Source organism: Pseudobacillus badius (assembly GCF_002189605.1).
In the GTDB taxonomy this organism is placed as follows: domain Bacteria; phylum Bacillota; class Bacilli; order Bacillales; family Domibacillaceae; genus Pseudobacillus; species Pseudobacillus badius.
The window spans coordinates 16,383-40,662 of sequence record NZ_MWMM01000018.1 but is presented as its reverse complement, the minus strand read 5'-3'; the positions used below and the strand labels follow the sequence as shown (position 1 = coordinate 40,662).

The window sequence follows — 24,280 nt, the reverse complement described above, 5'->3', positions numbered from 1 at the left end:
ATCATAGCAAATAAATAGTAAGAACGTTCGGAAAATATTTCTATCTTCTGCTCGCTAACCGTCTGGCTTTCAGTAGTTTCCAAATAATGGATAAAGAAAAAACTATTGACACTTTCCGCAGGGCGTGTCATAATCCTAGTAAATTTATATGAATCTGAAAATAGTGAATAAACTCTTATCAAGAGCAGGTGGAGGGATGAGCCCTATGAAGCCCGGCAACCGACTTACATGTAAGCACGGTGCTAATTCTCACAGCAGCAATGCTGAAAGATAAGAAGTTGTTTTTTCGAAAACCTCTTCTTATTTGTGAAGAGGTTTTTTATTTTCTCTCTAGCAGAAAGCTCCAGCTATATAGTAAAAAGAAAGAAGTGATGCCACCTTGAGAAAGCCCGTCATCTTTTGCGACTTTGATGGTACAGTGACGAAGAAAGACAATATCATTAGCATTATGAAGAAGTTTGCTCCGCCCGAGTGGGAGAAGTGGAAAGAAGGGGTGCTTTCCCAATCGGTCAGCATTCAGGAAGGCGTTGGAAATATGTTTGCTCTCCTGCCTTCTTCTCTCCGCCAGGAAATGGTTGATTTTGTTTTAGAAACAGCGGAAGTGAGAGAGGGATTCGGAGAGTTTGTGCGCTACACAGAAAAGCAAGAGATTCCTCTTTATATTGTCAGCGGCGGCATTGACTTTTTTGTGAAGCCGTTGCTTGAACCTTTTCACTCCATTGCGGGAGTATATTGCAACGAAGCGGATTTCAGCGGAGAACATATTCGCATTCTTTGGCCGCATGGCTGCGATCAAGCATGCCCGAGCCAAAACTGCGGCTGCTGTAAACCAGCCCTTATCCGCCGTACCGCCAGCCAGGGAGAGCATACGGTTGTAATCGGTGATTCCGTTACCGATTTGCAAGCAGCAAAAATAGCCGATTCGGTAATGGCCAGAGATTATTTATCTGAAAAGTGCACAGAACTGTCGATCCCTTTTCAGCCGTTTGATACGTTTTATGATTGTATCGATCGTTTGGAAAAACTGAAGCAGAATATAAGATAACAATTCCGAATATTGCCAATAATCGAAGGAGGTTCGTCATGACAACAATTAAAATCCAAGAAACTAATGAAATCATTGATAACCAGGAAGAGGTCGTTTCATTTTTGCAGCAGCAGGACGTTATTTATGAGCATTGGGACATTTCAAAACTTCCTGTTCACTTACAAGAGAAGTATGTGTTAAGTGATGAGGAAAAAAAGGAAATTTTAACCGCTTTTGAAGCGGAAATTAAAGATATTGCTGAGAGGCGAGGCTATCAAGCATGGGATGTGATTTCATTAGCCGATCACACGCCTAATCTAGAAGAGCTATTAACAAACTTCCAGCGTGAGCATCACCATACAGATGATGAAGTGCGCTTTATTGCAAGCGGCCATGGCGTCTTCGTTATTCAAGGCAAGGACGGCCGGTTTTTTGAGGTACACCTCAACCCTGGGGATCTTATTTCGGTTCCAGAAAGCGTCCGTCATTATTTTACATTGTCTGATGACCGCAAAGTGGTTGCTGTCCGGATTTTTGTCACTGAAGAGGGCTGGGTGCCGGTTTACTAAAAGAGCAGTGCCCGTCCAGCTTTAACGGCAGTCTGTGCAAATAGGCGAAAGGCAGATGGAGATTGACCAAATGGCAGAGGAGGACATTTTATGGGAGTAACAGCGACTTATCTGTTTCCGGCACATCCCGATCAGGAAAAGAGAGCGGAGCAATATGCTTTGGGCCTCACCGTCGGTTCCTGGACAGATATCCCGCATCTTGAGCGGCAGCAGCTGCAGAAAAATAAAGGAGAGGTTGTATCGGTAGAAAAGGGTGAAAAGAAGGATACGGTAAAAATCCATTATCCATCCGCCAATTTTTCTGCGGATCTTCCGGCAATCTTAACGACCGTTTATGGGAAGCTTTCTTTTTTCGAAGGTCATGAGCTGATTGATTTAACCTTTGATGAGGAACTGCTTCGGCAATTTCCCGGTCCGCGCTTTGGCGTGGAAGGTGTGAGGGAGCAGTTGAGCCTTTATGACCGTCCGTTGCTGATGGCTATTTTTAAGGGTGTGATAGGAAGGGATTTGTCCTTTTTCTCTGCTCAGTTGGAGGATTTGCTGGCAGGGGGCATTGATTTAATCAAGGATGACGAAATTCTTTTTGAAAACGAGCTGACACCTTTTGAGAAGAGAATCATCGCGGCCAAAGATATTATTAGACGCCATTATGAACATACAGGGCAAAAGGCTTTATATGCAGTGAATGTATCTGGGAGATCAAACGAGCTGCATGCGAAGGCCGAACGGGCGCAAGAGCTTGGCGCGAATGCTTTATTATTCAACGTTCACGCCTATGGCTTGGATACGCTGCAAGCGCTGCGCGAGAATGACAATATTCGCTTGCCGATTATGGCCCATTCGGCTTTATCGGGTGTACTGGCTGGACAGCCGGGCGGCTATTCTTATTCGTTGCTAGTGGGAAAACTGACACGCATGACAGGCGGGGACTTTTCGCTGTTTCCAAGCCCATATGGCAATGTAGCTATCCCATCTGCGGATGCCTTGGCGATTGGCCGCGCACTAACAGAAGAAAGTTATTTTCAGCAAGCCTTTTCTGTGCCTTCAGCAGGGATTCATCCAGGAATGGTGCCGCAGCTGTTGAAGGATTTTGGCAGCGAAAGTTTGGTGATCAACGCAGGAGGCGGGGTATTTGGGCATCCGGACGGACCGATCAACGGTGCGCAGGCTTTCCGGGCAGCTATTCATGCCGGTGTGAGAAATATTTCTTTGCCGGAAGCGGCTGAAATGTCTGAACCCTTAAAGAGAGCGATCGACCAATGGGGAATTGTAACGACTTCATAAAGCGGTTGTTTAGGCTGTCCAACAAGCGGGCGTTTGCCCGTCGTTTCAAAGTTATTTCATTTTTCACGCTTTTTTATAAAAAAGCTATTGACAGTCTAGAAAGATAGTGAAATAATCCTAGTTAACTTATAAGAATGATTAACTTAATAATGCGACCTTATCAAGAGCAGGTGGAGGGATGAGCCCTATGAAGCCCGGCAACCGACTTACATGTAAGCACGGTGCTAATTCTCACAGCAGCAATGCTGAAAGATAAGAAGTTGTTTTTTCGAAAACCTCTTCTTATCGAAGAGGTTTTTTGTATAGAAAGGCAGGTTGATGCAAAATGAGCATATTTATCACCCGTATTCATGAACTGGCAGAAATAAAAGCCGAGCTGGCTGAACGAGACTGGTTTATGGGCACTAGCGGCAATTTATCTATAAAGATTCAGAATAATCCGCTCCAGTTCCTTGTGACAGCCAGCGGAAAAGACAAGCGGAAGAGCACGAATGAAGATTTTTTGATTGTTGACAAAGACGGCAGGCCCGTCGGTGAAACCAATGTAAAGCCTTCAGCGGAAACGCTTCTTCATTGCGAAATCTATGAGCGATCAAACGCAGGCTGCAGCCTTCACGTTCATACGGTAGCTAATAATGTGGTCTCCGAGCTGTATGGCGATGAAGGAAAAGTAGTATTTAAAGGGCAGGAACTGATTAAAGCATTTGGCCGTTGGGAAGAAGACGCGGAGTGGGAAGTGCCGATCATTGATAACTATGCTGAGATTCCCAGGCTGGCAGCTGCGCTGGCCCCATATGTAAAGGCTGATCAAGGAGCGGTTCTGATCCGCAGCCATGGGATTACCGTCTGGGGAAAGGATGGCTTCGAGGCTAAAAAAGTACTTGAAGCATGTGAATTTCTATTTGAGTACCATCTGGCTCTTTTGCAAGCAAAGGCAAACTTACAGGCGATTAAGCAACTATAACACGCATTTATGATAAGGAATGGCGGGAAGGAATTTGCTTCAAAGAATGGAGCATACAGGAATGACGGTAAAGGATTTAGAGAGGTCGGTTTCCAGCTTCTAGGGCGCCTCGATCACCCAAATGGCAGCATAAAGATGGCTTTCATCGGAACAGAGGACAAAAACAGGACGAAAATTGAGCTGCTGGAAGGCTATCATGATTCACTGCCGGCAGAAGGAAAAGTACACCATTTAGCGTTAAAGGCGGAGAATGTAGAGGAAGAGACAGCAAGGCTGAAGGACGCTGGTGCCCGCTTCATTGAAACGGAAAGTACAGAGCTGCCGAACGGCGCCCGTTACCTATTCTTTGAAGGGCCGGACGGGAATAGCTCGAATTATTTGAAATCAATTAATTTACAGAAAATATTCAGGGGGAGTTTAGATGAGAAAATTATTTAAAAAGCTGGCTGTGTCCGGTTTAACCTTCACACTATTGTTGACCGGCTGTTCAGCGGGTGAAGAAGGAGCTTCATCATCCAGTGGAAAGACGCCGGGGAAAATTGAAAATGTACCCGAACGATTCGCAAACGGGGAAGAAGTGAAAGTAAAAGTAATCCGCAAAATTGGCGGTGATGACCATACCGCCCAGTTTTTAGCCGGAGCAAAAAAAGAGGGCGAGGAGCTCGGTTTTAAAGTGGATATTTTCACGGCCAACGGCGATACAGCAAAATTCCATGATGCCATTGCACAAGCGGCGAATCAGGATTACGACGGAGTGGTTATTTCCCACGGGGATGACGCCGCAACAGCAGATGCTGTGAAAAAGTTAACGGAGAAAGGAAAAAGCGTGGTCGCGTTTGACTCTATTGAAAAGTTAAAAGAAGTAGAGGGTGTCACGTTGACTTCCCAGGATGACAAAGCGTTAGCTGCCCTGAGCTTGGATCAGCTGGTGAAGGATTTCAATGGAAAAGCCAATATTGCTTATCTGTGGGTCGATGGCTTTCCGCCAATGGTTCGCCGGAATGCTGTATATGAAGAGACATTAAAGAAGAACCCGGGCATTAAAGAGGTAGAAAGATTTGGCGTAGCCGCAGCCGATACATCTGTACAGACCCAAAACGCTGTTCAGGCAATGCTGAAAAAATATCCGAAAGGAAAATTAGATGCCATTTATGCCACATGGGATGCCTTTGCCATTGGCGCAGCCCGCGCCATTAAAGAAGCGGGACGGGAAGAAGTGAAAATTTACGGAATTGACGTTTCCAATGCAGATTTGCAGCTTATACAGGAAAAAGGAAGTTCGTGGAAGTATACAGCAGCCGTCGATCCGGCGCTTATTGGCAAGATTGATATGAGAATCCTCGCCAAGAAATTGGCAGGGGAGGAGACTCCGCAAGAATACGCTTTAGACGCCAGTTTAATTTCCCAAAAAGAATTAGCTTCATCGAAAGAACCGGTAAATATGGAAAGCTTAAAGAGCGTCATTCCAAACTGGGGAAAATCGGACGCGTTTGAAGAAGAGTGGATGAAAACACTGAAAGAACACTATTAAGAAAGGCGGCATTCGCTGATTTGGCAGCGGATGCGTCCGCTTTACTTAATGGCCATCCCCATTTTAGATGAAGGGAACGAGCACAATGATTGAAATGAGAAACATCTCGATTGATTTCCCGGGGGTAGCGGCTTTGAAAAATGTGAATTTCCATGTGGAAAAAGGAACAATTCATGCTTTGATCGGTGCCAATGGAGCGGGAAAATCTACATTGATGAAGGTGCTATCCGGAGCTTATGGCCATTACCGGGGCGAGATTTATTTTCATGGCGAACAAGCAGCCATTCGTTCGCCGAAAGACGCCAAGCAATTCGGTGTGCAAATGGTGTATCAGGAGGTTGATACGGCGCTCATTCCTCATTTAACCGTTGGCGAAAATATTATGCTGGAGCAAATGATTCATGGAATGGGCAAAAAACAGCTGATTCATTGGAAGCAACTTCATAAGCAGGCAGCGGATGTGCTGGCCAATCTGAATGTAGTGATCTCTACCCATAAGCGGGTGGATGAGCTGACCCTCGCAGAAAAGCAAATGGTGCTCATCGCAAGGGCAATTTCCGATCAATGCAGCTGTTTAATATTAGATGAGCCTACGGCGCCGTTAAGTCAGACGGAAACGGAAGAGTTATTCCGGTTAATCCGGCTTTTAAAGGACAAGGAAGTCGCTATTATTTTTATTTCCCACCGGCTGCCGGAGTTGTTTGCTATTTGTGAGGAAATAGCCGTGATGAGAAACGGAGAGCTGGTCATGAAAGAAAAGACCGCTTTGACTTCCCCGGATGATGTCATTGAACAAATGCTTGGAAAAACGTTAGATGAACAATATCCTTCCCGCCAGCCTTCAACCGGGGAAACGATTCTTGAAGTGAAGAATCTATCGGATGATAACATGGTCAAAAACTTGAACATTGAAGTGAGGAAGGGAGAAATTATCGGCATTGCCGGCCTCGTCGGCGCAGGAAAAACAGAAATTTGCCAGGCTTTATTCGGTGCATCTCTTCAGACGTCAGGCACTATTTTCATCCGGGGCCAGAAAGTAAACATTGCTTCCCCGGCGGATGCTGTGCGGTATGGAATGGTTCTCGTGCCTGAAGAAAGACGGAAAGAGGGAATGATCATTTCCGAGTCGGTTGCCACGAATTTAACGGTTTCTGCCATGAGCCGATTTTCTAAGCTTTTCAGTTTTATTGATTTTAAGAAAGAGAAGCGTGCGGCGGAAGACATGATTCAGCGATTGGGCATTGTGACGCCGTCCGCAGAAGCGAAGGTGGCAAATTTATCGGGGGGAAACCAGCAAAAGGTGGTCATTGGCAAATGGCTGCTGGGTGAAGCTGATATTTACATTTTTGATGAGCCGACTAAAGGGGTCGATGTCGGAGCGAAGCGGGAGATTTTTGGGTTGATCACTGAGCTTGCTAAGCAAGGAAAGGGAGTAATCTACGCCTCAAGCGAGCTGGCCGATATTCTGGGCATGACAGATCGGGTCTATGTAGTCTATGACGGCGAGGCTGTGAAAGAGGTGCCAACCAGCTCAACAAGCGAAGCAGAAATTTTGTATTACTCAACAGGAGGAAAGTAAATGGCGACAGAACAAATAGCCACAGTGAAAAAACAACCGGTCAAAAAATCTTTTCAGCTGTTCAGCTGGTTTTATAAGTACGGCACTCTGCTGACAATCGGTCTGTTAATCGCTGTTTTTACGTGGGCAAACCCCGCCTTTATCGAAGGCGAAAATATCATTAATATTTTACGGTCAATTTCTATTGTTACGATCATTGCTATCGGTGTAACGATCTCTCTGGCGATTAATGGATTTGATCTGTCTGTAGGATCGACTGCTTCGTTGGCAAATGCACTTGTTATCTCGATGTTTGTCTGGTACTCCCAAAATCTATTTGTCGCTTTGATTGCTGCGTTAGCTGCCGCGATCGCAGTAGGGGCAATCAACGCTTTATTGATTGTGAAGTTTAAAATTCCGGATATGCTTACAACTTTAGCGATGATGTTTATTATTCAAGGAGCCGCTTTGACTTATACGAAAGGGGCGACGATTACTCAAAACATGGTGATGCCGGACGGCTCCTTTGCCGCAGGAACCATTAGCCCGATATTTGAAAAAATCGGCCAGGTTCCCTGGATTATTTTCGTAATGGTCGCAGCAGTTGTTCTTGTTCACATCTTTTTGTCATATACCAAGCACGGAAGGTACATGTATATCATTGGAGGCAATCAGGAGGCAGCCCGGCTGTCCGGAATACCGGTCAACAAATATAAAGTCATTGCTTACCTGCTTTCTGCTGTTTGTGCCGCTGTTGGCGGCACGGTGCTCGCCGCGAGGCTTATGACGGCGGAGATCAACGCGGGCTCCCCGTATTTAATGGATGCTGTGGCCGCCGCTTTCATTGGTTTTGCTGTATTTGGAGCCGGAAAGCCTAATGCAATTGGCACATTTATTGGAGCTGTACTAATCGGCATTTTGCAAAACGGTCTTGTTATGATGTCTGTCCCTTACTACGCGATGGATATCGTAAAAGGAGCTGTTTTAGCGTTTGCGCTCGGGCTTACTTATTATAAGCAAAAATAAGGGAGGGGACTCATATGAGAGATTTTGCGTCAGCTTACTTTACGATGAACGAAACAGACGCAGCGGAATATGTACGGGAAAGGCTGAATATTTTTGCTGAGGATGCGGACTTGGAATGCCGGGAGATCGGAGACGGCAATTTAAATTATGTGTTTAAAGTGACGGATCTTAACAGCGGGCAGTCAATTATTGTCAAGCAGGCAGGTCCGGTAGCCCGCATTTCCGACGCTTTCAAAGTGTCTCCTGACCGCAACCGGATTGAAAGTGAGATATTGGCGCTTCAAGGAGAGCTGGCCCAAGGCTTTGTCCCGAAAGTGTATTCTTACGATCCAGTCATGAATTGCTGTGTAATGGATGATTTATCTGATCATGAGATTATGCGTTCAGCCCTTTTAAATCATAAAAAATTCCCATTATTTGCTGATCAGATCACAACGTTTCTTGCGCGCACGCTGCTGCTTACATCTGATGTCGTGATGGGGCATAAAGAAAAGAAAGGGCGGGTACAGCAATTCACGAACCCGGAGCTTTGTGAAATTACTGAAGATTTAGTTTATACCGAGCCATTCTATAATTGCGAGCAAAATGATGTATTCGAAGGAACGAAAGAGTTTGTTCATCAAACGATTTGGAATGACCGAGAGCTGGCATTAGAAACAGCCAAACTAAAGTTTGACTTTATGACCAAGGCCCAGTCGCTGCTTCACGGCGACCTGCATACCGGCTCGATTTTTATAAAAGAAGATTCGGTGAAAATTATTGATCCTGAGTTCGCGTTTTATGGACCGGCAGGCTATGATATCGGGAACGTTGTGGCGAATTTAATCTTTGCCTACGTTCATGCGAGCTACACAATCAAAGAAGAGAAGAGGAAAAACGAGTATCTTCAGTATTTAGAAGAAACAATTGCTCAAGTCATTGAGCTGTTTTCACGAAAATTCTTGGAGTTATGGGATGAAGCAGTGACTGAGCAAACAGCAACTGTTCCGGGCTTTAAAGAGTGGTATGTAGATTCTATTCTGGAAGATACGGCGGCTGCTGCAGGGCTTGAACTGTGCCGGAGGGTCATCGGCATCGCCCATGTGAAGGATTTAACCTCCATTTCTGATGAAGAAAACAGGGTGGAGGCTGAAAAGATTTGTGTAACAGCCGGAAAAGCGTTTATCCTTGAGCGGGCAAGTATCCGCTCAGGAAAAGATTTTGTAAAGGTGCTGCGCCGAAGCGTGGATCAGTTTAGTAAAGGGGCAATCAACCATGACAACACCAGTAACAGCCATTCAATCAGTACGGCTGGATGACGACAACGATATTCTTGTGCTTCTCGACCAGACCCTGCTGCCGAATGAAAAGGTCTTTCTGCAACTCTCAGCACTAGAAGATATTTGGGAGGCAATCTATCATCTAAAGGTCAGAGGAGCGCCCGCTATCGGGATTGCGGCGGCTTATGGCATTTATTTAAGCGTTAAGCGATCCAATGCAGCGTCTTATGCGGAGCTCGCTGATCAATTTCGAAAAGCCAAGCAATATTTGGCGTCCTCCCGTCCGACGGCCGTTAATTTATTTTGGGCGCTGCAGCGGATGGAAGACCGGCTGCATCAAGAAGCAGATCAAAGCGTTGCCGTCATTAAGCAAGCATTGAAGGAAGAAGCGGACAACATCCAGGCGGAAGATGAAAAGGTGTGCCTGGCAATTGGCGAACATGCGCTTTCATTACTGGAGCCAGGATGGGGGCTTCTTACTCATTGTAACGCCGGCACCATTGCAACCGCTAAATATGGCACAGCATTGGCTCCTATCTATTTGGGGCAGGAGAGGAACTATCAGTTCAGTGTGTATGCGGATGAAACGAGACCCCTGCTGCAAGGCGCCCGCCTGACAGCTTGGGAGCTGCAAGAAGCCGGAGTTGATGTGACGTTAATTTGCGATAATATGGCTTCGATTGTCATGAAAGAAGGAAAGGTGCAAGCCGTGCTGGTGGGCTGTGACCGTGTGGCGGCTAACGGAGATACCGCCAATAAAATCGGCACATCCGGTCTGGCCGTGCTGGCAAAGCATTACGGCATCCCATTTTATGTGTGCGCCCCCTTATCTACAATAGACCCGGGGTGCCCATCTGGTGCTGACATTCCAATTGAACTGCGCAGCAAAGAGGAAATAAGCACACAATGGTATGAGAAACCGATGGCTCCTCAAGGCGTAAAAATATACAATCCAGCTTTTGATGTTACGGATCATCACTTGATTACTGCTATTATTACTGAGAAAGGCATCGCTTATGCTCCTTTTGATGAAAGCCTGAGCCGCCTTCTGCAGAAAGAAAATTAAGCGGTCACTCATGGCAAGCATCCATTTATCGCCAAAAGCGGTTCGGAATAGTCGTACTCCGAACCGCTTTTTCCTATCTTTACCGGTCCTGTTGAATGGCATGGAAATCATCCGCCTCCATCCGCCAGCAAGTGAAGCTGTTTTTTGTTTGGATCACACCGTAAAAGACACGCTAAGGGCAAGCCGCCTTTTTTACAGGAGGTCAAGAGCTGAGGCGCACGGGATAAACTTCAATTATTTAGCTGAAACTAATCAAATCAATATCCCGTTTTTAAGAGCCAAAGAACAAAGGAGGATGGGTATGCCTTGCTATTCCAGTGACAAATTAAATGAATTAGTAATGGAAGCAAAAAAATATACAGCACAAGGAAAAGTAGCTGATTATATTCCAGCGCTAAAAAAAGAAAATCCGAATGATCTGTCTATCGCTATTTTTCATTCTGATGGCAAGTGCATTTCGGCAGGGGAAGTAGAGAAAAAAATCACTTTGCAAAGCATATCGAAAGTATTGACGCTGGCGCTTGCTTTAATGGATTGCGGAGAAAAAAGGGTATTTGAAAAGGTCGGGTATGAACCGACGGGAGACCCGTTCAACTCTATCGTAAAGCTTGAACTGTACAATCCGTCTAAGCCGCTCAATCCGATGATTAATGCGGGGGCGTTGGCTGTGACAAGCATGATCAAAGGATCTTCAATTAATGACAGACTGGAGCGCATCCGGGCATTTGTCCAACGGCTGGCGGGCGGCCAGCAGCTCAGCTATTCCGAGGAGGTCGCCCGGTCAGAGTTTGAAACAGCGTATTTAAACCGGGCATTATGTTACTTTATGATGGAGCATAAGATTATTGAAGAGAACGTAGAAGAGCTGTTAGAGCTGTATACAAAGCAATGTGCCATTGAGATGAATTGCCTGGACCTGGCCAGAATCGGCTTGGTCTTTGCGCTGAATGGAGAGGACCCATTCACGAAGGAACAATTAATTCCAAAAGACATTGTCAGGATATGCAAAACCTTTATGGTGACTTGCGGCATGTATAACGCTGCCGGAGAATTTGCTGTCCGCATCGGCATTCCGGCAAAGAGCGGTGTCTCCGGCGGGATCATGGGGGTAGTTCCTAATCGGTTTGGCATCGGCATATTCGGTCCTGCTCTTGATGAAAAAGGAAATAGCATAGCAGGGCTGAAGCTGCTGGAAATGCTGTCGGAGCAGTATTCCTTGAGTATATTTTGAAGCTTTTAACTTCCTGAGAGCGGCAGCAAGCCCTTACTTGTTTGGCACGGCTTTCTTTGCTGCTAAAGGTGCGAGGGCTCTTGTTTGGTCAATATAAATGAACGCATCATAACGGCTGGCAATCTGGGAGGGAACATAATTTCCGTAAGCTTCATATTCAGGATCGTACACTACCCCGATCGCTCTATGGCCAATCCAGTTATTAAACAAGGAGCGGTTGTGCTTATTAAAGAGCAGAAGTTTGTTATAGGCGCCTGCTTGGTGGAGAACTGCTTCCCACGAATGCTTTTGTGCGGGCGGAACGTCGATTGTTTGAAACGGGGCTCCCCATTCTTCAGCCGCAATGACGGTGCCGTGATAAGTGCCGAAGCCAACAGCAAATACTTCTTCTTCCTGATTTTGTTCCCGGATAAGCTGGCCGACGTTAATCATCCCTTCGTTTTTCATATCGGTAGCCGATGCATCACCTATATGGGTATTATGCTCCCAAACGATTAGTTTTGCGTCTTTTCCATGATAACTTCGCAATTCGTTGATCGTTTCTGCCATATGTTCATCACGGATATTCCACGAAAGGGTGTCGCTTCTGACCATGGCTCGATAATACCGCTCAGCGTTTTTGGCCACTAGCGCATTGATTTTTAAATTAAGGTCTGCTTCTTCTGTTCCTGCATACTGTTTTTCGTGAGTGCGGATCGAAGCCAGCAGCTTAGAAACCTCTTCTGTGCATCCATCGGAAAGATTCAAAGTGGAAACAGCATAATTCTCCGGCTGGCGGTTGAAGGGCTCGAAGCAGGAGAATGCTTTCCTGGCCAAAGTTAAATCAATGCCAGCCGGCTTTGTGCGCGATAAGTAATTAAGCACTTCCTCTATCGACTCCCATAAGCTGTATACATCAATTCCATAGAAGCCGACTTGCTGGCGGTCCTTCCTTTTTTCGTTATAAGCCCGCAGCCACTCGATGAGAATGGCCATTTCTTCATTTGCCCACATCCAGGCTGGCCAGCGATCAAATGCCTGCAATGCCTCTTCTGCCTTCCTCTTTTCCGAGTCGTATCCTTTAATATAACGGTTCACCTGCTGGGCTGAAGGCCAGTCTCCTTCCACTGCAAGAATAGAAAATCCTTTTTCGGTGATCAGCCTTTTAGATAGGGCAGCCCGCATAGAATAAAATTCAGAGGTGCCATGACTTGCCTCGCCTAAAAGAACAATTTTGGCTTCTCCGACAGCTTCGATCAGCTTTGTTAAATCCTCATTTGTTTCCAATGGGCTCGCATAGTTCCGAATGGCACCGGCAAGTGAATGATTCATAAATAAAAGCTCCTTTTTTGATTGGTTATCAAGAGAGTCTAGTTTATTATGCACCTTTACAGCCACAATACCCGTGGCATGAGAGAAGAGAATCTTCCTGAAAATGTGAAGCTGCGGACGGTGGCCGGCCGCATTTTTTGATATAATGCTTTGTATATTTCAAAGAAACATAACAGAGGTGTGCAATGAACAAAACCATCGGTGTATTTGCCCATGTAGATGCTGGAAAAACGACTTTTTCCGAGCAGCTTCTTTATCATACAAACAGCATTAAGCAAAGGGGAAGAGTCGACCATAAGGATGCTTTTCTTGATAGCCATGAGATTGAGAAACAAAGAGGCATTACAGTATTTGCCGATCAGGCGATCATGCCTTATGGAAATTCTGTTTATTATTTAATTGATACGCCGGGTCACGCCGATTTCTCTGCAGAAATGGAGCGTTCTATCCAAGTGCTTGACTATGCCATCATTATCATCAGCGCCGTTGAAGGGCTGGAAGGACATACGGAGACTGTTTGGCAGCTGCTCCGCAAGTATAACGTTCCTGTCTTTTTCTTTATTAATAAAACAGACCGTACCGGTGCAGACGCTCAGCGAGTATTAGAGGAGATCCGGTCTGAATTAACTGGAGAGGTGTTTGATTTAACCGATGATTTTCATAAAGGGCATTTGAGTGACAATTTCATTGAATTTGTTGCTGAGCGGGATGAAGGCTTGCTTGAGCGCTACCTCGAAGGAGAGTACGAGGAAGGTCTATGGCTTCGAACACTCCTTCAGCAGGTGAAAGACAGAAGGATCTTTCCGTGTGCCAGCGGCTCTGCGCTTCATGATATCGGCATTGCCGCTTTCCTGGAGAAATTAGAGCGGCTGACGGAGACTGATTACCGGCAGGATGCCCCGTTTTCCGGGCGGGTTTATAAAGTAAAGCATGATCTCAATGGAACGAGGATTACGTTTATTAAAGCGTTGAGCGGCACATTGCGCGTGCGCGACGAGATCCAGTACGGAGAGGGAATGAGTGAAAAAGTAACACAAATCAGGGTGTACAACGGCCATAAGTTTCAAACAGCCAATGAGGCGGCAGCGGGTGAGCTGTTTGCCGTGACAGGACTGTCGCAAGCAGGCGCCGGCGATGGGCTTGGCGTATTAAATGAAAAGGGCGCCTATGAAATGGTCCCGACTTTAAAGGCTAAAGTCAACGTCGACTCATCCGTTCATATCAAAGAGGCTTTGCGCTGCTTGAACATGCTTGATGTGGAGGACCCGTCTTTAAATGTCACATGGGAAGAAAGTTTGCAGGAAATCCATATTCACATCATGGGAGCGATTCAACTGGAGATTTTAAAGCAGGTGATTAAGGAGCGGTTTCGCTTTGATGTCTCTTTCGGTGACCCGGAAATTATTTATAAGGAAACGATTGCTGCTCCAGTCAGCGGCTGCGGCCATTTTGAGCCGTTAGGCCATTATGCGGAGGTTCATTTAAAACTGGAGCCGGCAGCCAGAAACAGCGGCATTGCTTTTAAAAATGCGTGTCATGTCAATGATTTAACGATCGGCCATCAAAATCTTATTCGCCATCATCTGTTTGAGAGAGAACACCGCGGCCTTTTAACAGGATCGGGCTTAACGGATATTCAGATTACGCTTCTTACAGGCCGCGCCCATAACCAGCACACATCGGGCGGGGACTTTCGGGAAGCGGCTTATCGGGCGTTAAGACAAGGGCTGGAAAAAGCAGAAAATCTTTTATTAGAGCCTTATTATGATTTTAAAATCAAAGTAGACATGGAGCAGATGGGCAAAGTGCTCGCGGACATCCAGACAGCACACGGTACATTTGATCCCCCGCAGACGGAGGGGAATAAAGCGGTATTGACCGGAAAAGCACCGGTCGCGACCTTTATGAATTATAGTGCAGACCTTGCCGCTTTTACTCAAGGAAAAGGAATGATCACCCTCGTTTTTGGCGGATACGACTGCTGCCACAATAAGGAAGAGGTGATCACAAGAATCGGTTATAATAAAGATGCGGACCCTGAATACAGCTCGTCATCCATTTTCTGTTCCAAAGGCCAGGGCTACACTGTTGCCTGGGATGAGGCGGAAGCGAAAATGCATTGCTTGCGGTAGGCGATCAGCAAGGAAAAATTATAAAGGGAGTGAGAGGATGAAAGGGAAGTTAGCGGATTTAAAGTTCAAAGAGTTTGAGCTGGAAGTGTCTTATGGAAAAAATAAAGAGTATGAAGCGGAAATCGAGCGAAGCAAAAAAAATCGTACAATTAAAGTAAAGATTGAAGACGAGTTAAACGGATTAGATGTGAAGGGGGAGGAAGCATTTAAGCTGCTTTACCCGCGGCTGAGGAAGCTGGACATCAGAAGAAAAATGTCTAAACGGCAAGCGATTAAAAAGGCGCTGCAAGCATTTGAACTGCCTTTTGGCTACAAAGAAATAGAGCTTGAAATTACGTTTAAAAATGGCAAAAAATTAGAAATAGAAGACGAAAAATAAACCGTTCCGATTCACACCGGTGCATAAGGCAAGGGCTATTTTGACATAGTAAAGGCATACCATATTTGACAGAGAAGGAGGCCTTTATTATGGATCATACAGAAGCCAGCTGGAAAAATGAAAATGTCATTTCGCAATTGCGCAACTCGATAGATAACGTGGCAGAAGCAATGGGGCAGGCGCAATCAAACCCTACAGCTCAGACAATACAACGAGCGCAGAACACAGTCCATCAAGCAGATAGCGCTTTGCAGAACGCATGGGCGAAAAGTGAACATGCGGAACCGATTCAGCGGCTGGAGGAGCAGCTGAATGACAGCAAAAAGCAGCTGGAGCAGCTGAAGCGAAATAAATAAGAAAACCGGTGTCTTTTATCGCAATGGCTGTCTTCTCAGAAGAAAACGGAACAAAAGCTCTTAAGAGAAGCAGTCAGCTGCAGACATGATAAACATCCCTTTTGGATCGGCCAAAAGGGATGTTTGCTGTTAGCTTATATTTTTTGATAAAGAAGCAGTGTCATCTGCTGTTGTTTGCTTCTTTGCGTCCTTGCGCTTGCTCGTAAATAAGCGGTAGACGGCTGGAATTAAGAACAATGTAATAAAGGTCGCAAACAGTAGGCCGCAGATAATGACAGTAGCCATAGGGGCCTGATAGTTGCCGGAAGTGCCTGATGCCAAAGCTAAAGGAATCATGCCGCCAACTGTTGTTAAGGTTGTCATAAAAATTGGGCGCAGACGGGTTTTGCCTGCTTCGGCCAGAGCCTTCTCGACTGTATAGCCTTGTTTGCGGAGCTGATTTGTACGGTCGATAAGCAGAATAGCGTTGTTTAACACAATGCCAATCAACATGATTACCCCTATGCCGGACATCAGATTCAGCTCTCGTTGGGTAACGAATAGCCCAAGGAGAACGCCGGTAATGGTCATTGGGATCACTGACATCACGATAAGCGGATGGCCTAAATGATTAAACTGTACGGCCATCACTACATAGACAAGGAAGAGAGCAAGGACTAAGACGAGAATCATATCCATCATCAATTCCTGCTGCTGTTTAAGATCTCCGGCGGCCGCGACGGTATAGCCGGCCGGGGCTTTAAAATCTTCAATCAGCTTTTGCACATCCCGGTTTACAGCTCCCAGGTCTCTTCCTTCGATATCAGCTGATATGGAAAGAAGGCGTTCGCCGTCTGCATGAGAAATCTCATTAGGCGTTTTCACACTTTTGAAATCGACGAAGGCCGACAGTTTTTCTTCGCCCGTTTTGCCTGGCACTTTCACGTCCAAGAGTGCAGCTTGAGTATTGGTTTTTTCTGACCATTTCATCATTATCGGCACGTTTTCATCCTGCATTTTCATTTCGCCAGCAGGCATTTGCAAGAGCGCCTGTTCAATGAATTGCTTGATTTGTGTTTGTGATAAGCCGGCTTTCTCAATTTCTTTTTCGTTCAGAACGATAACTTGTTCATTTGAAGTTCGATTCATGGAGTGAGTTGCTCCAGTCACTCCATCAATTGTATGAAGCTCTTTCATAAAGTCATCCGCAACAGCTTGCAGCTCGTTGAGATCTTCGCCCTTAATGTTTATTTGGACAGGTGAACTGCCGCCGCCGGACATAGCGCTTTGGACATTTTCAATAGGAACGGTTTTCTGCAGGCTGCGCAGTGATTTCAAAATCTGTTCATTGACGGTTTTTTGGTCTTCTTTGATCTGATCTCCCTTTGTCATGTTGATAATGGCATAGAACACCCCTCCATTATCCATGATATAGTTAGAGTCCACATCCTCAATTGAACGCAATTTTTCATTCATTTTTTGTGCCACTTTTTCTTTCTCGTCAGGAGAAAGCCCTGTTTCCAGATTGACCATTAATTCCGTGTAACGATTAAACATATCAGGCATAATCGTCATCGGAATCTTGGCAGCAAGAGATAACGAACCGGCAAACATGATGAAAAAGAGAACGATCACTGCCAGGCTGTTTCGTTTTTTCTTAATGGTCCAAGCGATCATCCGGTTGTAGCCCCGCATAAAAGGCCCTTCCTTGAGTGTTTTCTTTGGCTTTTGGAGCTTCAACAGCTTTTCCGAAAGTGAAGGAATCAGCGTAAAGGCAATAATGACAGAGCTGATGAGTGTGATAGCAACGACTGCGGACAGCATGATCATAAATTGACCCATATCGCCGCCGATCAGTCCTATCGGCAGAAATACAACGATAGTCGTCAGCATAGAGGCAATAACGGCTGCCGCTACTTCTTTTGTTCCTGCCAGTACCGCGTCAAAATTTCCTAGTCCTTGTTCTTTCTTTCTGTATATCGATTCCAAAATAACGATTGAGGAATCAACCATCATGCCAATCCCCAGCCCAAGGCCGATCAACGTCAAGATGTTGAAACTATAGCCGAACATCCACATGGCAGCGAAGGTCAGCAGGACGGAAGTCGGAATTGACAAGCCAATAATAAAGGTCGCCCGAAGGTTCCGCAGGAAAATAAGAAGTACAGCGATAGCGATGACGCCGCCAATTAAAATATTAGCAGTCACGCCGTCCAACGATTCCTTCACATAATCGGCTTGCGCTACGATTTCGTTTAACTCAAATCCTTTCACAAGCTGCTCTTTTTTGATCGTTTTAATTTCCGCTCGTACGGCTTCGGCCATCTCGATTTGCGTCACATCAGAAGTCCGGCCGACCTGCACAAGGATAAAGTCTTTGGTGCCATTTTTCCAGACGAAGGAGGAGTTTTCCTGCGGATGAAGGGAAACGTCCGCTATTTCTTTTAATTTTACGAAACCTGTTGGTGAGGGCAGGCTGATATTTTTAATGTCTTCGATATTGGTTAGTTTTGTATCCCAGCGTAAAGAGGGGGACTCTTTGTCACCGCTTAATTCGCCTAAGGTGGCTTCATCATTTGCAGATTGGATAGCTTCTGTGACTTGCTGGATATCCAATCCTTTCTCGGTTAGTTTTTTGCGGTCAAATTCAATAGCTGCTTCATGCTCCAGCACACCGGAAAGTGAGACATCTCTAACCTCCGGCAGTGACTCCAGGCGGGGTTCCAGCACGTTCTTGGCAAAAGAAGACATTTCCTCCATGTTTCCGCCGGATACATCTAGAAAAAATTCATAACTCTGGCTCGTTCCATATTGTCCCGACGTAAGATCAGTAATATCGGAAACTTCCGTTTTCAGAGCGTTAGCGGCTGATTCGACTTCCTTATACAGCTCTTTTCCGCGCCCGCGCTCAAAGGTGATTTGAAATGAGCTGCGTCCGATATTTGTTGTGGATTGGGTGTTTTCTATTCCATCAATGGCCTCTAGCCTCTGCTCCAGGGGGATGGTAATGGTCCTTTCCACCTCAGCAGCCGACATTTCACCCGCGCTTATTTCTACAAAAGCGCCATCCATTTCGATCCCCGGCATCAGCTCTTTATCCAGCTTCAGAATCGAGTAGCCGCCGATGATCATAATGAAGATGGTTAGCAATCCAATTAGGATCTTTCTTTGAACAATAAATTTTAAGGCGTTCATCATCATTCTCCTTTTTGTTAATTATGTAACGAGGACCTCAAGTTTCAACTATATGCGTGAAACAGATAGCTTAATTGCAATTGAAATTGAATTATTGCGAAAAATCCAAACGAGTAAAGTTCTAGGAAGATTAGTAAGGACGAACAGTATGTATTTGGTGAGTTCCTTCATCATTTTCCATCCTAACCTATTTCTTCCTATGTCATAATGAACCGCAGACAGATATTTCCCTAAGACTTTAGGCTGAGACGGCTGAAGAGGAGAGAAAGAGATAGCGGGGACAAAAATGGACAAAATGACACAAAATAAACGGATGGATACAGCATAGAAGTGATTCAACAAAAGCTTATTGTGGTACACTTGAAAAGAGTAAAAATGCATCATAAACAGAGGTGTGCATAAGTGAAAACAGTCTTAGTTATCGGCGGCGGCATTACAGGGCTATCCGCCATATATGAATTGCATAAATGGAAACAAGACACCGGTTCAGAGGTTAGCCTTGTGCTTGCCGAAGCCTCTGGTGAGCTTGGCGGCAAAATCAGCACAGTGAAACAAAGCGGGTTTATCATGGAATCGGGGGCCGATTCGATGGTTACGCGCAAGGCGATCAGCCTGCCAATGATCCAGGAGCTAGGCCTGCAAGAAGAAATCGTATATAATGCCACAGGCCGTTCGTTTATTTATACAGATGGAGAATTAAAGCCAATTCCTGCGGATGCTGTATTTGGCATTCCGACAAGCGTAGAATCGTTAGCCAAAACTACGCTTGTGTCAGCAGAAGGAAAAGTCGAAGCGTTGAAAGACTTTTATGTACAAAACGAAACCTTTACAAAGAATGACTCTATTGGTGACTTTCTTGAGTACTTTTTTGGCAAAGAATTGGTCGAAAAGCAGATTGCCCCGGTTTTATCGGGCGTGTATTCCGGTCGCCTCAGCGATTTGACGATCGCGTCAACCTTGCCATACTTGCTGGACTATAAGGAAAAGTACGGCAGCATAATTAAAGGGTTGGAGGCTAACAAGGAAAAGTTCCAAAGCAGCGGCAAAAAGTTTTTGTCTTTCAAAGGCGGATTGGGCACTCTTATTGACGCATTGGCCAGCAAGCTTAAAGAAGCGGAAATCCGAAAGCATGCGCAAGCAGAGCGGATTGAAAAAATCAATGGCCGTTACCACGTATCTTTTACCAATGGCGAAACGCTGGAGGCAGATTATATCGTCCTCAGCATTCCTCATACAGCGGCTGAGAAGCTATTTGATGATCAGCAGCTTACCCGGGCCTTTGCTCCTTTCAAAACAAGCTCGCTGATCAGCATATATGCTGGATTTGATGTGTCTGACAGCTTGCTGCCAGAGGACGGCACCGGTTTCATTACGGCGGATGATCCTGGCTTGTTGTGCAATGCCTGCACATGGACAAGCCGCAAGTGGACGCATACGTCGGCGAACGGCAATCTGCTGGTCCGGCTGTTTTATAAAAGCAGCCATCCATCCTTTGCTTCTTTACAAAGCATGGAGAAATCAGAGCTGCTCCGTCTGGCCATGAGTGATATCCGGAAAGCCTTGGGGCTGGACTTGGAGCCGGCAGTCAGTGAGATCACTAACTGGTCTGACAGCATGCCGAACTATTTAATTACCCACCCTCAAACCGTCGAAAAGCTGGAAAAGACGCTTGCGGCCGCTTATCCAGGCGTGCTGCTGGCCGGCTGTTCCTACTACGGAGTAGGCATCCCGGACTGCATTGAAAACGGCGAAGCGGTTGCCAGACAAATCATCGAGTCGTTTTAAAGAGTTTTCCGTCACCAAAAGAAAAGCCGGTCCAACAAGCTGCTGCTTGTGGATCGGCTTTCTTTTTAGCGGCTTAGCGGTTTCTTTGTGAATAAATAATCTTTTCGCCGGTAGATACTTAAAACAATCCCGGTAAGAAAGGAATAAAGTAACACAGTAATTGTTCCATAACTAATAAATGGCACAAATACACCCATGTAAGGCAGCCATCCCAAAGTCATTCCGAGATTGAGTATGAGCGGGAGTGTGTAGAGCACAAATCCCCCTACTAGTAAAAGTTGACCGAAAGAATCCTTTGCTTTTGTTGTTAACCAAGCCATCCTTACAGAGAAGGCTAAGAGAATAAGCAGAACAAACAGAAAGAAAAGCCAGCCGAGTCCGTAAATAGCCGTTATAAGTACGGAGTCTGTCTGCGCTTCTGGAACAGACAGATAAAATTGCGCTGGGTCAATCGGTTTTCCGAGCCAGCCAGCTTCACTGATGATTTTTTGAGTTTGAGCGTAGAAGTAGTTTTCCTCTGGATGAAGAAAAGCCCGTATTCTTTCGAATTGGTAGTCAGTCAGTTGAGGCCATAAAAGATACGCTGTTCCCATAACAGAAGCAAACACACTACCAGTAAGAAGAGCTAGTGCTTGCGGCTGCTTGCCCAAAGCCCAAATGCACATAAAGAGCACCATCACGCCGTACATCAGCATATTGACTAGGCTAATTGCCTCTAGAAAGAGGTAGAGAGGGATAACAAATAAGATAGCAGCCTGCCACCACTTGATGGGGCGACCAGATAAAAAACCGGCCCAGGCTAAAAAGTAAAGAGGCAAGACAATAGTAGAGTCGCATTTCAATGGTCCTAAACTTAGATAGTAGACCCCATTGACCATTACAGCTGATAAGAATCCTTTAGCAAATACAATCCACAGTAAGAATGTAGCCATACCATAGAAGAGCCAGTTATATTTTTGCAATTTCCGATAATCTGCATGCATGCAACCTAACAGAACGGCTATACCGATAAGAGAAGCCGCCATTTTATTTATCAAAAGCGGATTGCTACGGTCATATGCAACTAACGGGAAAAAGCCGAGACATAAGGCAGCCATGAAAAGAGCGATCATTCCCCACTCTATTTTAGGCTTATGGACTTTTTTCATTTTTTTGCCGAGCTTCACTGGATCGCCCATTTGCCGAATGGCTTCTTTCTCCGCTTCGTCTTTTGATAAGCCTTGGCGCATATAGTGAGAGCGGTTTTTTTCAATATGCTGATTTAACTCAAGAGCGACTACCTGTCTAACGTCCTTAGAGCGAATATGTTTAATCGTTTGGTGAATGAAAGCCTGCTTATCCATGGATCATCGCTCCTTTCCAAATTTCCCGTAAAGAAATAAGAACATTTTGGTTGTTTCTTTCGAGCTTGGACAGAACTTTTATTCCTTTCGACTGGATGAAATAATATTTATTTCCATCTTTTTTCCATTCAGCGGCAATATATCCCTTTTGCTCTAATAAGTGCAGCAGTGTATATAAGAAGCCTTCATTCTGATTGAATTTGCTAATTCCACGACTGCGCAAGTTAGATAATAACTCAAAGCCTTCCTTTTTTTTCTTTAACAATTGGAAGATAGCTAATAAAATCTCTTCCTCTTTTTCTTCTTTTTTGTGAATGTCTTCGTAAATCCTTTTTTGAAGATCTGGTGTAAATTGCAGCTCGGGAAAAGCTTGCTGATGGGAAAGTTTTTTTAAGTCCTTTAGTCTATCCATTATTATCACTCCTCCAGTTGCGTTTTCAACAAGTCTTTGGCTCGTCGCAGCCGTGTTTTTACGGTGTTTATGTTTATGCCGGTAATATATTCGATTTCTTTCAGCGATAAGTCTTCGTAGTAATGCAAATAAATAATTTCCCGATATGGTACAGGAAGTTGTAAGACGGCTTCTATAAGTCCTGCCTGCTTGTCTCTTTTGATTACTTGTCCTTCCACATCTTCTTGAGAAGGGCGGGAGGAGAGGTAATGCGCATCGGCTACCTCCACATAGCGGTTATGCCAACTTTTTAAATAATCCTTGCAATGGTTAATTGCAATTCTCCATAGCCACGTTTTCAGCTTAGAGCCATGGTTAAATGTACAGAGCGATTGATAACACTTTACAAAAATCTCCTGTGTCAAATCTTCTGCAATATCTTTATTTTTAACATATGAATATGCTAGCACTAACACATCTCGGCCGTATTTTGTCATAACTTGATGAAAAAGCAAATCATACTCATCATCCTGCAACACTTCAATAAAAGTTTCTTCCAACTTATTCCCCTCCTGCATTATTAGACGAAGCAGAGGAGGAAAAGGGTTCAATTTTATTCGTAAGTAAAGGTAAAACGCTCTTTTCCTTTTCGCCCGTTTGCTTTTTTGTTAAATAACGTATGAAAAATCAGGAACTGGATACAATAAGTACGTACGACTGAATTGTTATTTAAATGCTAGGAGGCAACAAAAATGGAACACGGAAAAGTTAAATGGTTTAACAGCGAAAAAGGTTTTGGCTTCATTGAGAGAGCAGATGGAGAAGATGTATTTGTTCATTTCTCGGCTATCCAAATCGACGGATATAAAACTTTAAATGAAGGCCAGGAAGTAACATTTGATGTGGAGGAAGGCCAGCGCGGCCTGCAAGCGGCGAATGTAATGCCGGTGTAATTCACTCTATATAAAAACAGACTCACATGCCGGAGTCTGTTTTTTATTGATCTATGCCGCTGGGCGGTGTTGTCCGCCCGCCTGCTTATTTATTGTGTTTTTCTGTCAAAGCCCAAGCTTTTTAGGGCTTCCTGGAGATTCACCTGAGGCTTGAGTTCATCGAAGTCAATACCGAGATTAACAATGGTCTGGGCAATTTCAGGACGGATGCCGGTAATAATTGCCTCAACGCCTGTTAAACGCAACGCCTGGATCACTTGAAACAGCTGATCCGCTACCATTGTGTCAATAATCGGCACGCCTGACACATCGATGATCATATGAGACAAGTTCATTCGGGCTCCTTCATTAAGAGCGACTTCCATGACAAGTTTTGCCCGGTGGGTATCAAGTGTTCCAACTAATGGAATGGCAGCGATTCCTTCAGCAACCGGGACAACCGGGACAGACAATTCCTCAAGTGCTGTATAAGCGATTTTCATCAATTTATTATTATGCGCTTCATAGACTTCCCCGATTACCTTTCCTACTTGGTCGATTAAAGGATCAATCATTTTAGAGACATCGAGCATCGTAATAGCCGCAAATTTTCTTTGTTCCAATTCTTCTGTGAATACATCCCAAATGACTGTACGGTAAGTAGCCACCTCTCTTAGAATGCTGCTTAAAGAAATATTATGCTGGATGGCCATTTCAGCTGTTTTCCGTCCCCATTTCTCCACTTCTTGAGAAATAAGATCCACATCTTCATATAAAGCTTTTCCAAAACACAAGATTAAGTGAGCTCTATACTGTCGTCGTTCCTTGAGGGAGGCGGTATTTTTCACTTCCATTTTTATGTTTTCAGCGGTCATCGCACCCTCTATTCTCTGTGCTAAAGTCAGATGGTTGTCCACAATTTTCTTCCCTATATACAATAGCTCATGTTTCATATACGATAC

At 45.1% G+C, this 24,280-nt stretch carries 22 protein-coding genes and 2 riboswitches; of the genes, 16 read left to right on the top strand and 6 right to left on the bottom strand.

Annotation, left to right across the window (positions count from 1 at the left end):
* The first annotated feature begins 172 nt into the window (after positions 1-172).
* A riboswitch (SAM riboswitch) is annotated at positions 173-277 on the top strand.
* 102 nt (positions 278-379) lie between these two features.
* The 11 genes from B1A98_RS17910 to glsA all read left to right on the top strand — a co-directional run bounded on the left by B1A98_RS17910 (position 380) and on the right by glsA (position 11,515).
* A complete protein-coding gene (locus tag B1A98_RS17910) occupies positions 380-1,045 on the top strand; it encodes a 2-hydroxy-3-keto-5-methylthiopentenyl-1-phosphate phosphatase (protein ID WP_063384019.1) in 666 nt (221 codons plus the stop codon).
* A gap of 38 nt (positions 1,046-1,083) precedes the next feature.
* Positions 1,084-1,596, top strand: coding sequence for a 1,2-dihydroxy-3-keto-5-methylthiopentene dioxygenase (locus B1A98_RS17905; protein WP_063384018.1), 513 nt, complete (start codon positions 1,084-1,086; stop codon positions 1,594-1,596).
* 90 nt (positions 1,597-1,686) lie between these two features.
* A complete protein-coding gene (locus tag B1A98_RS17900) occupies positions 1,687-2,880 on the top strand; it encodes a 2,3-diketo-5-methylthiopentyl-1-phosphate enolase (RefSeq protein WP_063384017.1) in 1,194 nt (397 codons plus the stop codon).
* Between the two features lie 154 nt (positions 2,881-3,034).
* Positions 3,035-3,139: riboswitch (SAM riboswitch) on the top strand.
* Between the two features lie 66 nt (positions 3,140-3,205).
* On the top strand, positions 3,206-3,844 hold the full coding sequence (locus B1A98_RS17895) for a methylthioribulose 1-phosphate dehydratase (protein ID WP_041114210.1): 639 nt from the start codon (positions 3,206-3,208) through the stop codon (positions 3,842-3,844).
* Positions 3,845-3,979: 135 nt separating this feature from the next.
* Positions 3,980-4,282 carry a VOC family protein gene (locus B1A98_RS17890; RefSeq protein WP_370511079.1) on the top strand — a complete coding sequence of 101 codons (303 nt, stop codon included), beginning with the start codon at positions 3,980-3,982 and terminating at the stop codon, positions 4,280-4,282.
* On the top strand, positions 4,266-5,375 hold the full coding sequence (locus B1A98_RS17885) for a sugar ABC transporter substrate-binding protein (RefSeq protein WP_041101234.1): 1,110 nt from the start codon (positions 4,266-4,268) through the stop codon (positions 5,373-5,375). Before B1A98_RS17890 ends, B1A98_RS17885 begins: the two co-directional genes overlap by 17 nt.
* Positions 5,376-5,460: 85 nt before the next feature.
* Positions 5,461-6,954 carry a sugar ABC transporter ATP-binding protein gene (locus B1A98_RS17880; protein ID WP_223662658.1) on the top strand — a complete coding sequence of 498 codons (1,494 nt, stop codon included), beginning with the start codon at positions 5,461-5,463 and terminating at the stop codon, positions 6,952-6,954.
* Positions 6,955-7,959 (top strand): ABC transporter permease, encoded by a 1,005-nt coding sequence (locus B1A98_RS17875; protein WP_063384014.1) that lies wholly within the window; start codon positions 6,955-6,957, stop codon positions 7,957-7,959.
* A gap of 14 nt (positions 7,960-7,973) precedes the next feature.
* Positions 7,974-9,257, top strand: a complete 1,284-nt coding sequence (mtnK, locus tag B1A98_RS17870; RefSeq protein ID WP_063384013.1) for an S-methyl-5-thioribose kinase — start codon at positions 7,974-7,976, stop codon at positions 9,255-9,257.
* The gene (mtnA, locus tag B1A98_RS17865) at positions 9,214-10,284 is read left to right on the top strand and encodes an S-methyl-5-thioribose-1-phosphate isomerase (RefSeq protein ID WP_063384012.1); all 1,071 of its coding nucleotides are present in this window, start codon (positions 9,214-9,216) and stop codon (positions 10,282-10,284) included. The genes mtnK and mtnA overlap by 44 nt, the downstream gene beginning before the upstream one ends.
* A gap of 301 nt (positions 10,285-10,585) precedes the next feature.
* The gene (gene glsA, locus B1A98_RS17860) at positions 10,586-11,515 is read left to right on the top strand and encodes a glutaminase A (RefSeq protein ID WP_063384011.1); all 930 of its coding nucleotides are present in this window, start codon (positions 10,586-10,588) and stop codon (positions 11,513-11,515) included.
* Positions 11,516-11,548: 33 nt separating this feature from the next.
* Here the strand turns inward: glsA and B1A98_RS17855 are convergent, their stop codons facing one another.
* Positions 11,549-12,826 (bottom strand): erythromycin esterase family protein, encoded by a 1,278-nt coding sequence (locus B1A98_RS17855; RefSeq protein WP_063384010.1) that lies wholly within the window; start codon positions 12,824-12,826, stop codon positions 11,549-11,551.
* 185 nt (positions 12,827-13,011) lie between these two features.
* Between B1A98_RS17855 and B1A98_RS17850 the strand changes: the two genes are divergently transcribed.
* The 3 genes from B1A98_RS17850 (at position 13,012) to B1A98_RS17840 (ending at position 15,693) form a co-directional block, all read left to right on the top strand.
* A complete protein-coding gene (locus tag B1A98_RS17850; protein ID WP_063384009.1) occupies positions 13,012-14,958 on the top strand; it encodes a GTP-binding protein in 1,947 nt (648 codons plus the stop codon).
* Positions 14,959-14,995: 37 nt separating this feature from the next.
* Positions 14,996-15,337 carry a YusW family protein gene (locus B1A98_RS17845; protein ID WP_041101247.1) on the top strand — a complete coding sequence of 114 codons (342 nt, stop codon included), beginning with the start codon at positions 14,996-14,998 and terminating at the stop codon, positions 15,335-15,337.
* Positions 15,338-15,426: 89 nt separating this feature from the next.
* Positions 15,427-15,693 (top strand): hypothetical protein, encoded by a 267-nt coding sequence (locus B1A98_RS17840; RefSeq protein WP_223662671.1) that lies wholly within the window; start codon positions 15,427-15,429, stop codon positions 15,691-15,693.
* 129 nt (positions 15,694-15,822) lie between these two features.
* On the opposite strand, the gene B1A98_RS17835 is transcribed toward B1A98_RS17840, so the two are convergent.
* A complete protein-coding gene (locus B1A98_RS17835) occupies positions 15,823-18,873 on the bottom strand; it encodes an efflux RND transporter permease subunit (RefSeq protein WP_240492416.1) in 3,051 nt (1,016 codons plus the stop codon).
* Between the two features lie 396 nt (positions 18,874-19,269).
* Between B1A98_RS17835 and hemG the strand changes: the two genes are divergently transcribed.
* The gene (gene hemG, locus B1A98_RS17830; RefSeq protein ID WP_063384007.1) at positions 19,270-20,652 is read left to right on the top strand and encodes a protoporphyrinogen oxidase; all 1,383 of its coding nucleotides are present in this window, start codon (positions 19,270-19,272) and stop codon (positions 20,650-20,652) included.
* A gap of 65 nt (positions 20,653-20,717) precedes the next feature.
* On the opposite strand, the gene B1A98_RS17825 is transcribed toward hemG, so the two are convergent.
* From B1A98_RS17825 to B1A98_RS17815, 3 genes are read right to left on the bottom strand one after another with little or no spacing between them, the layout of a single operon-like run.
* A complete protein-coding gene (locus B1A98_RS17825; protein ID WP_063384006.1) occupies positions 20,718-21,995 on the bottom strand; it encodes an FtsW/RodA/SpoVE family cell cycle protein in 1,278 nt (425 codons plus the stop codon).
* Entirely contained in the window at positions 21,988-22,407 is a 420-nt protein-coding gene (locus B1A98_RS17820; protein WP_223662677.1) for a PadR family transcriptional regulator, read from the bottom strand. The genes B1A98_RS17825 and B1A98_RS17820 overlap by 8 nt, the downstream gene beginning before the upstream one ends.
* A gap of 5 nt (positions 22,408-22,412) precedes the next feature.
* Positions 22,413-22,946, bottom strand: a complete 534-nt coding sequence (locus tag B1A98_RS17815) for a sigma-70 family RNA polymerase sigma factor (protein ID WP_063384005.1) — start codon at positions 22,944-22,946, stop codon at positions 22,413-22,415.
* A 192-nt stretch (positions 22,947-23,138) separates the two neighbouring features.
* Between B1A98_RS17815 and B1A98_RS17810 the strand changes: the two genes are divergently transcribed.
* A complete protein-coding gene (locus tag B1A98_RS17810) occupies positions 23,139-23,339 on the top strand; it encodes a cold-shock protein (RefSeq protein WP_041101255.1) in 201 nt (66 codons plus the stop codon).
* 89 nt (positions 23,340-23,428) lie between these two features.
* Here the strand turns inward: B1A98_RS17810 and B1A98_RS17805 are convergent, their stop codons facing one another.
* The gene (locus B1A98_RS17805) at positions 23,429-24,271 is read right to left on the bottom strand and encodes an STAS domain-containing protein (protein ID WP_063384004.1); all 843 of its coding nucleotides are present in this window, start codon (positions 24,269-24,271) and stop codon (positions 23,429-23,431) included.
* Positions 24,272-24,280 lie beyond the last annotated feature (9 nt).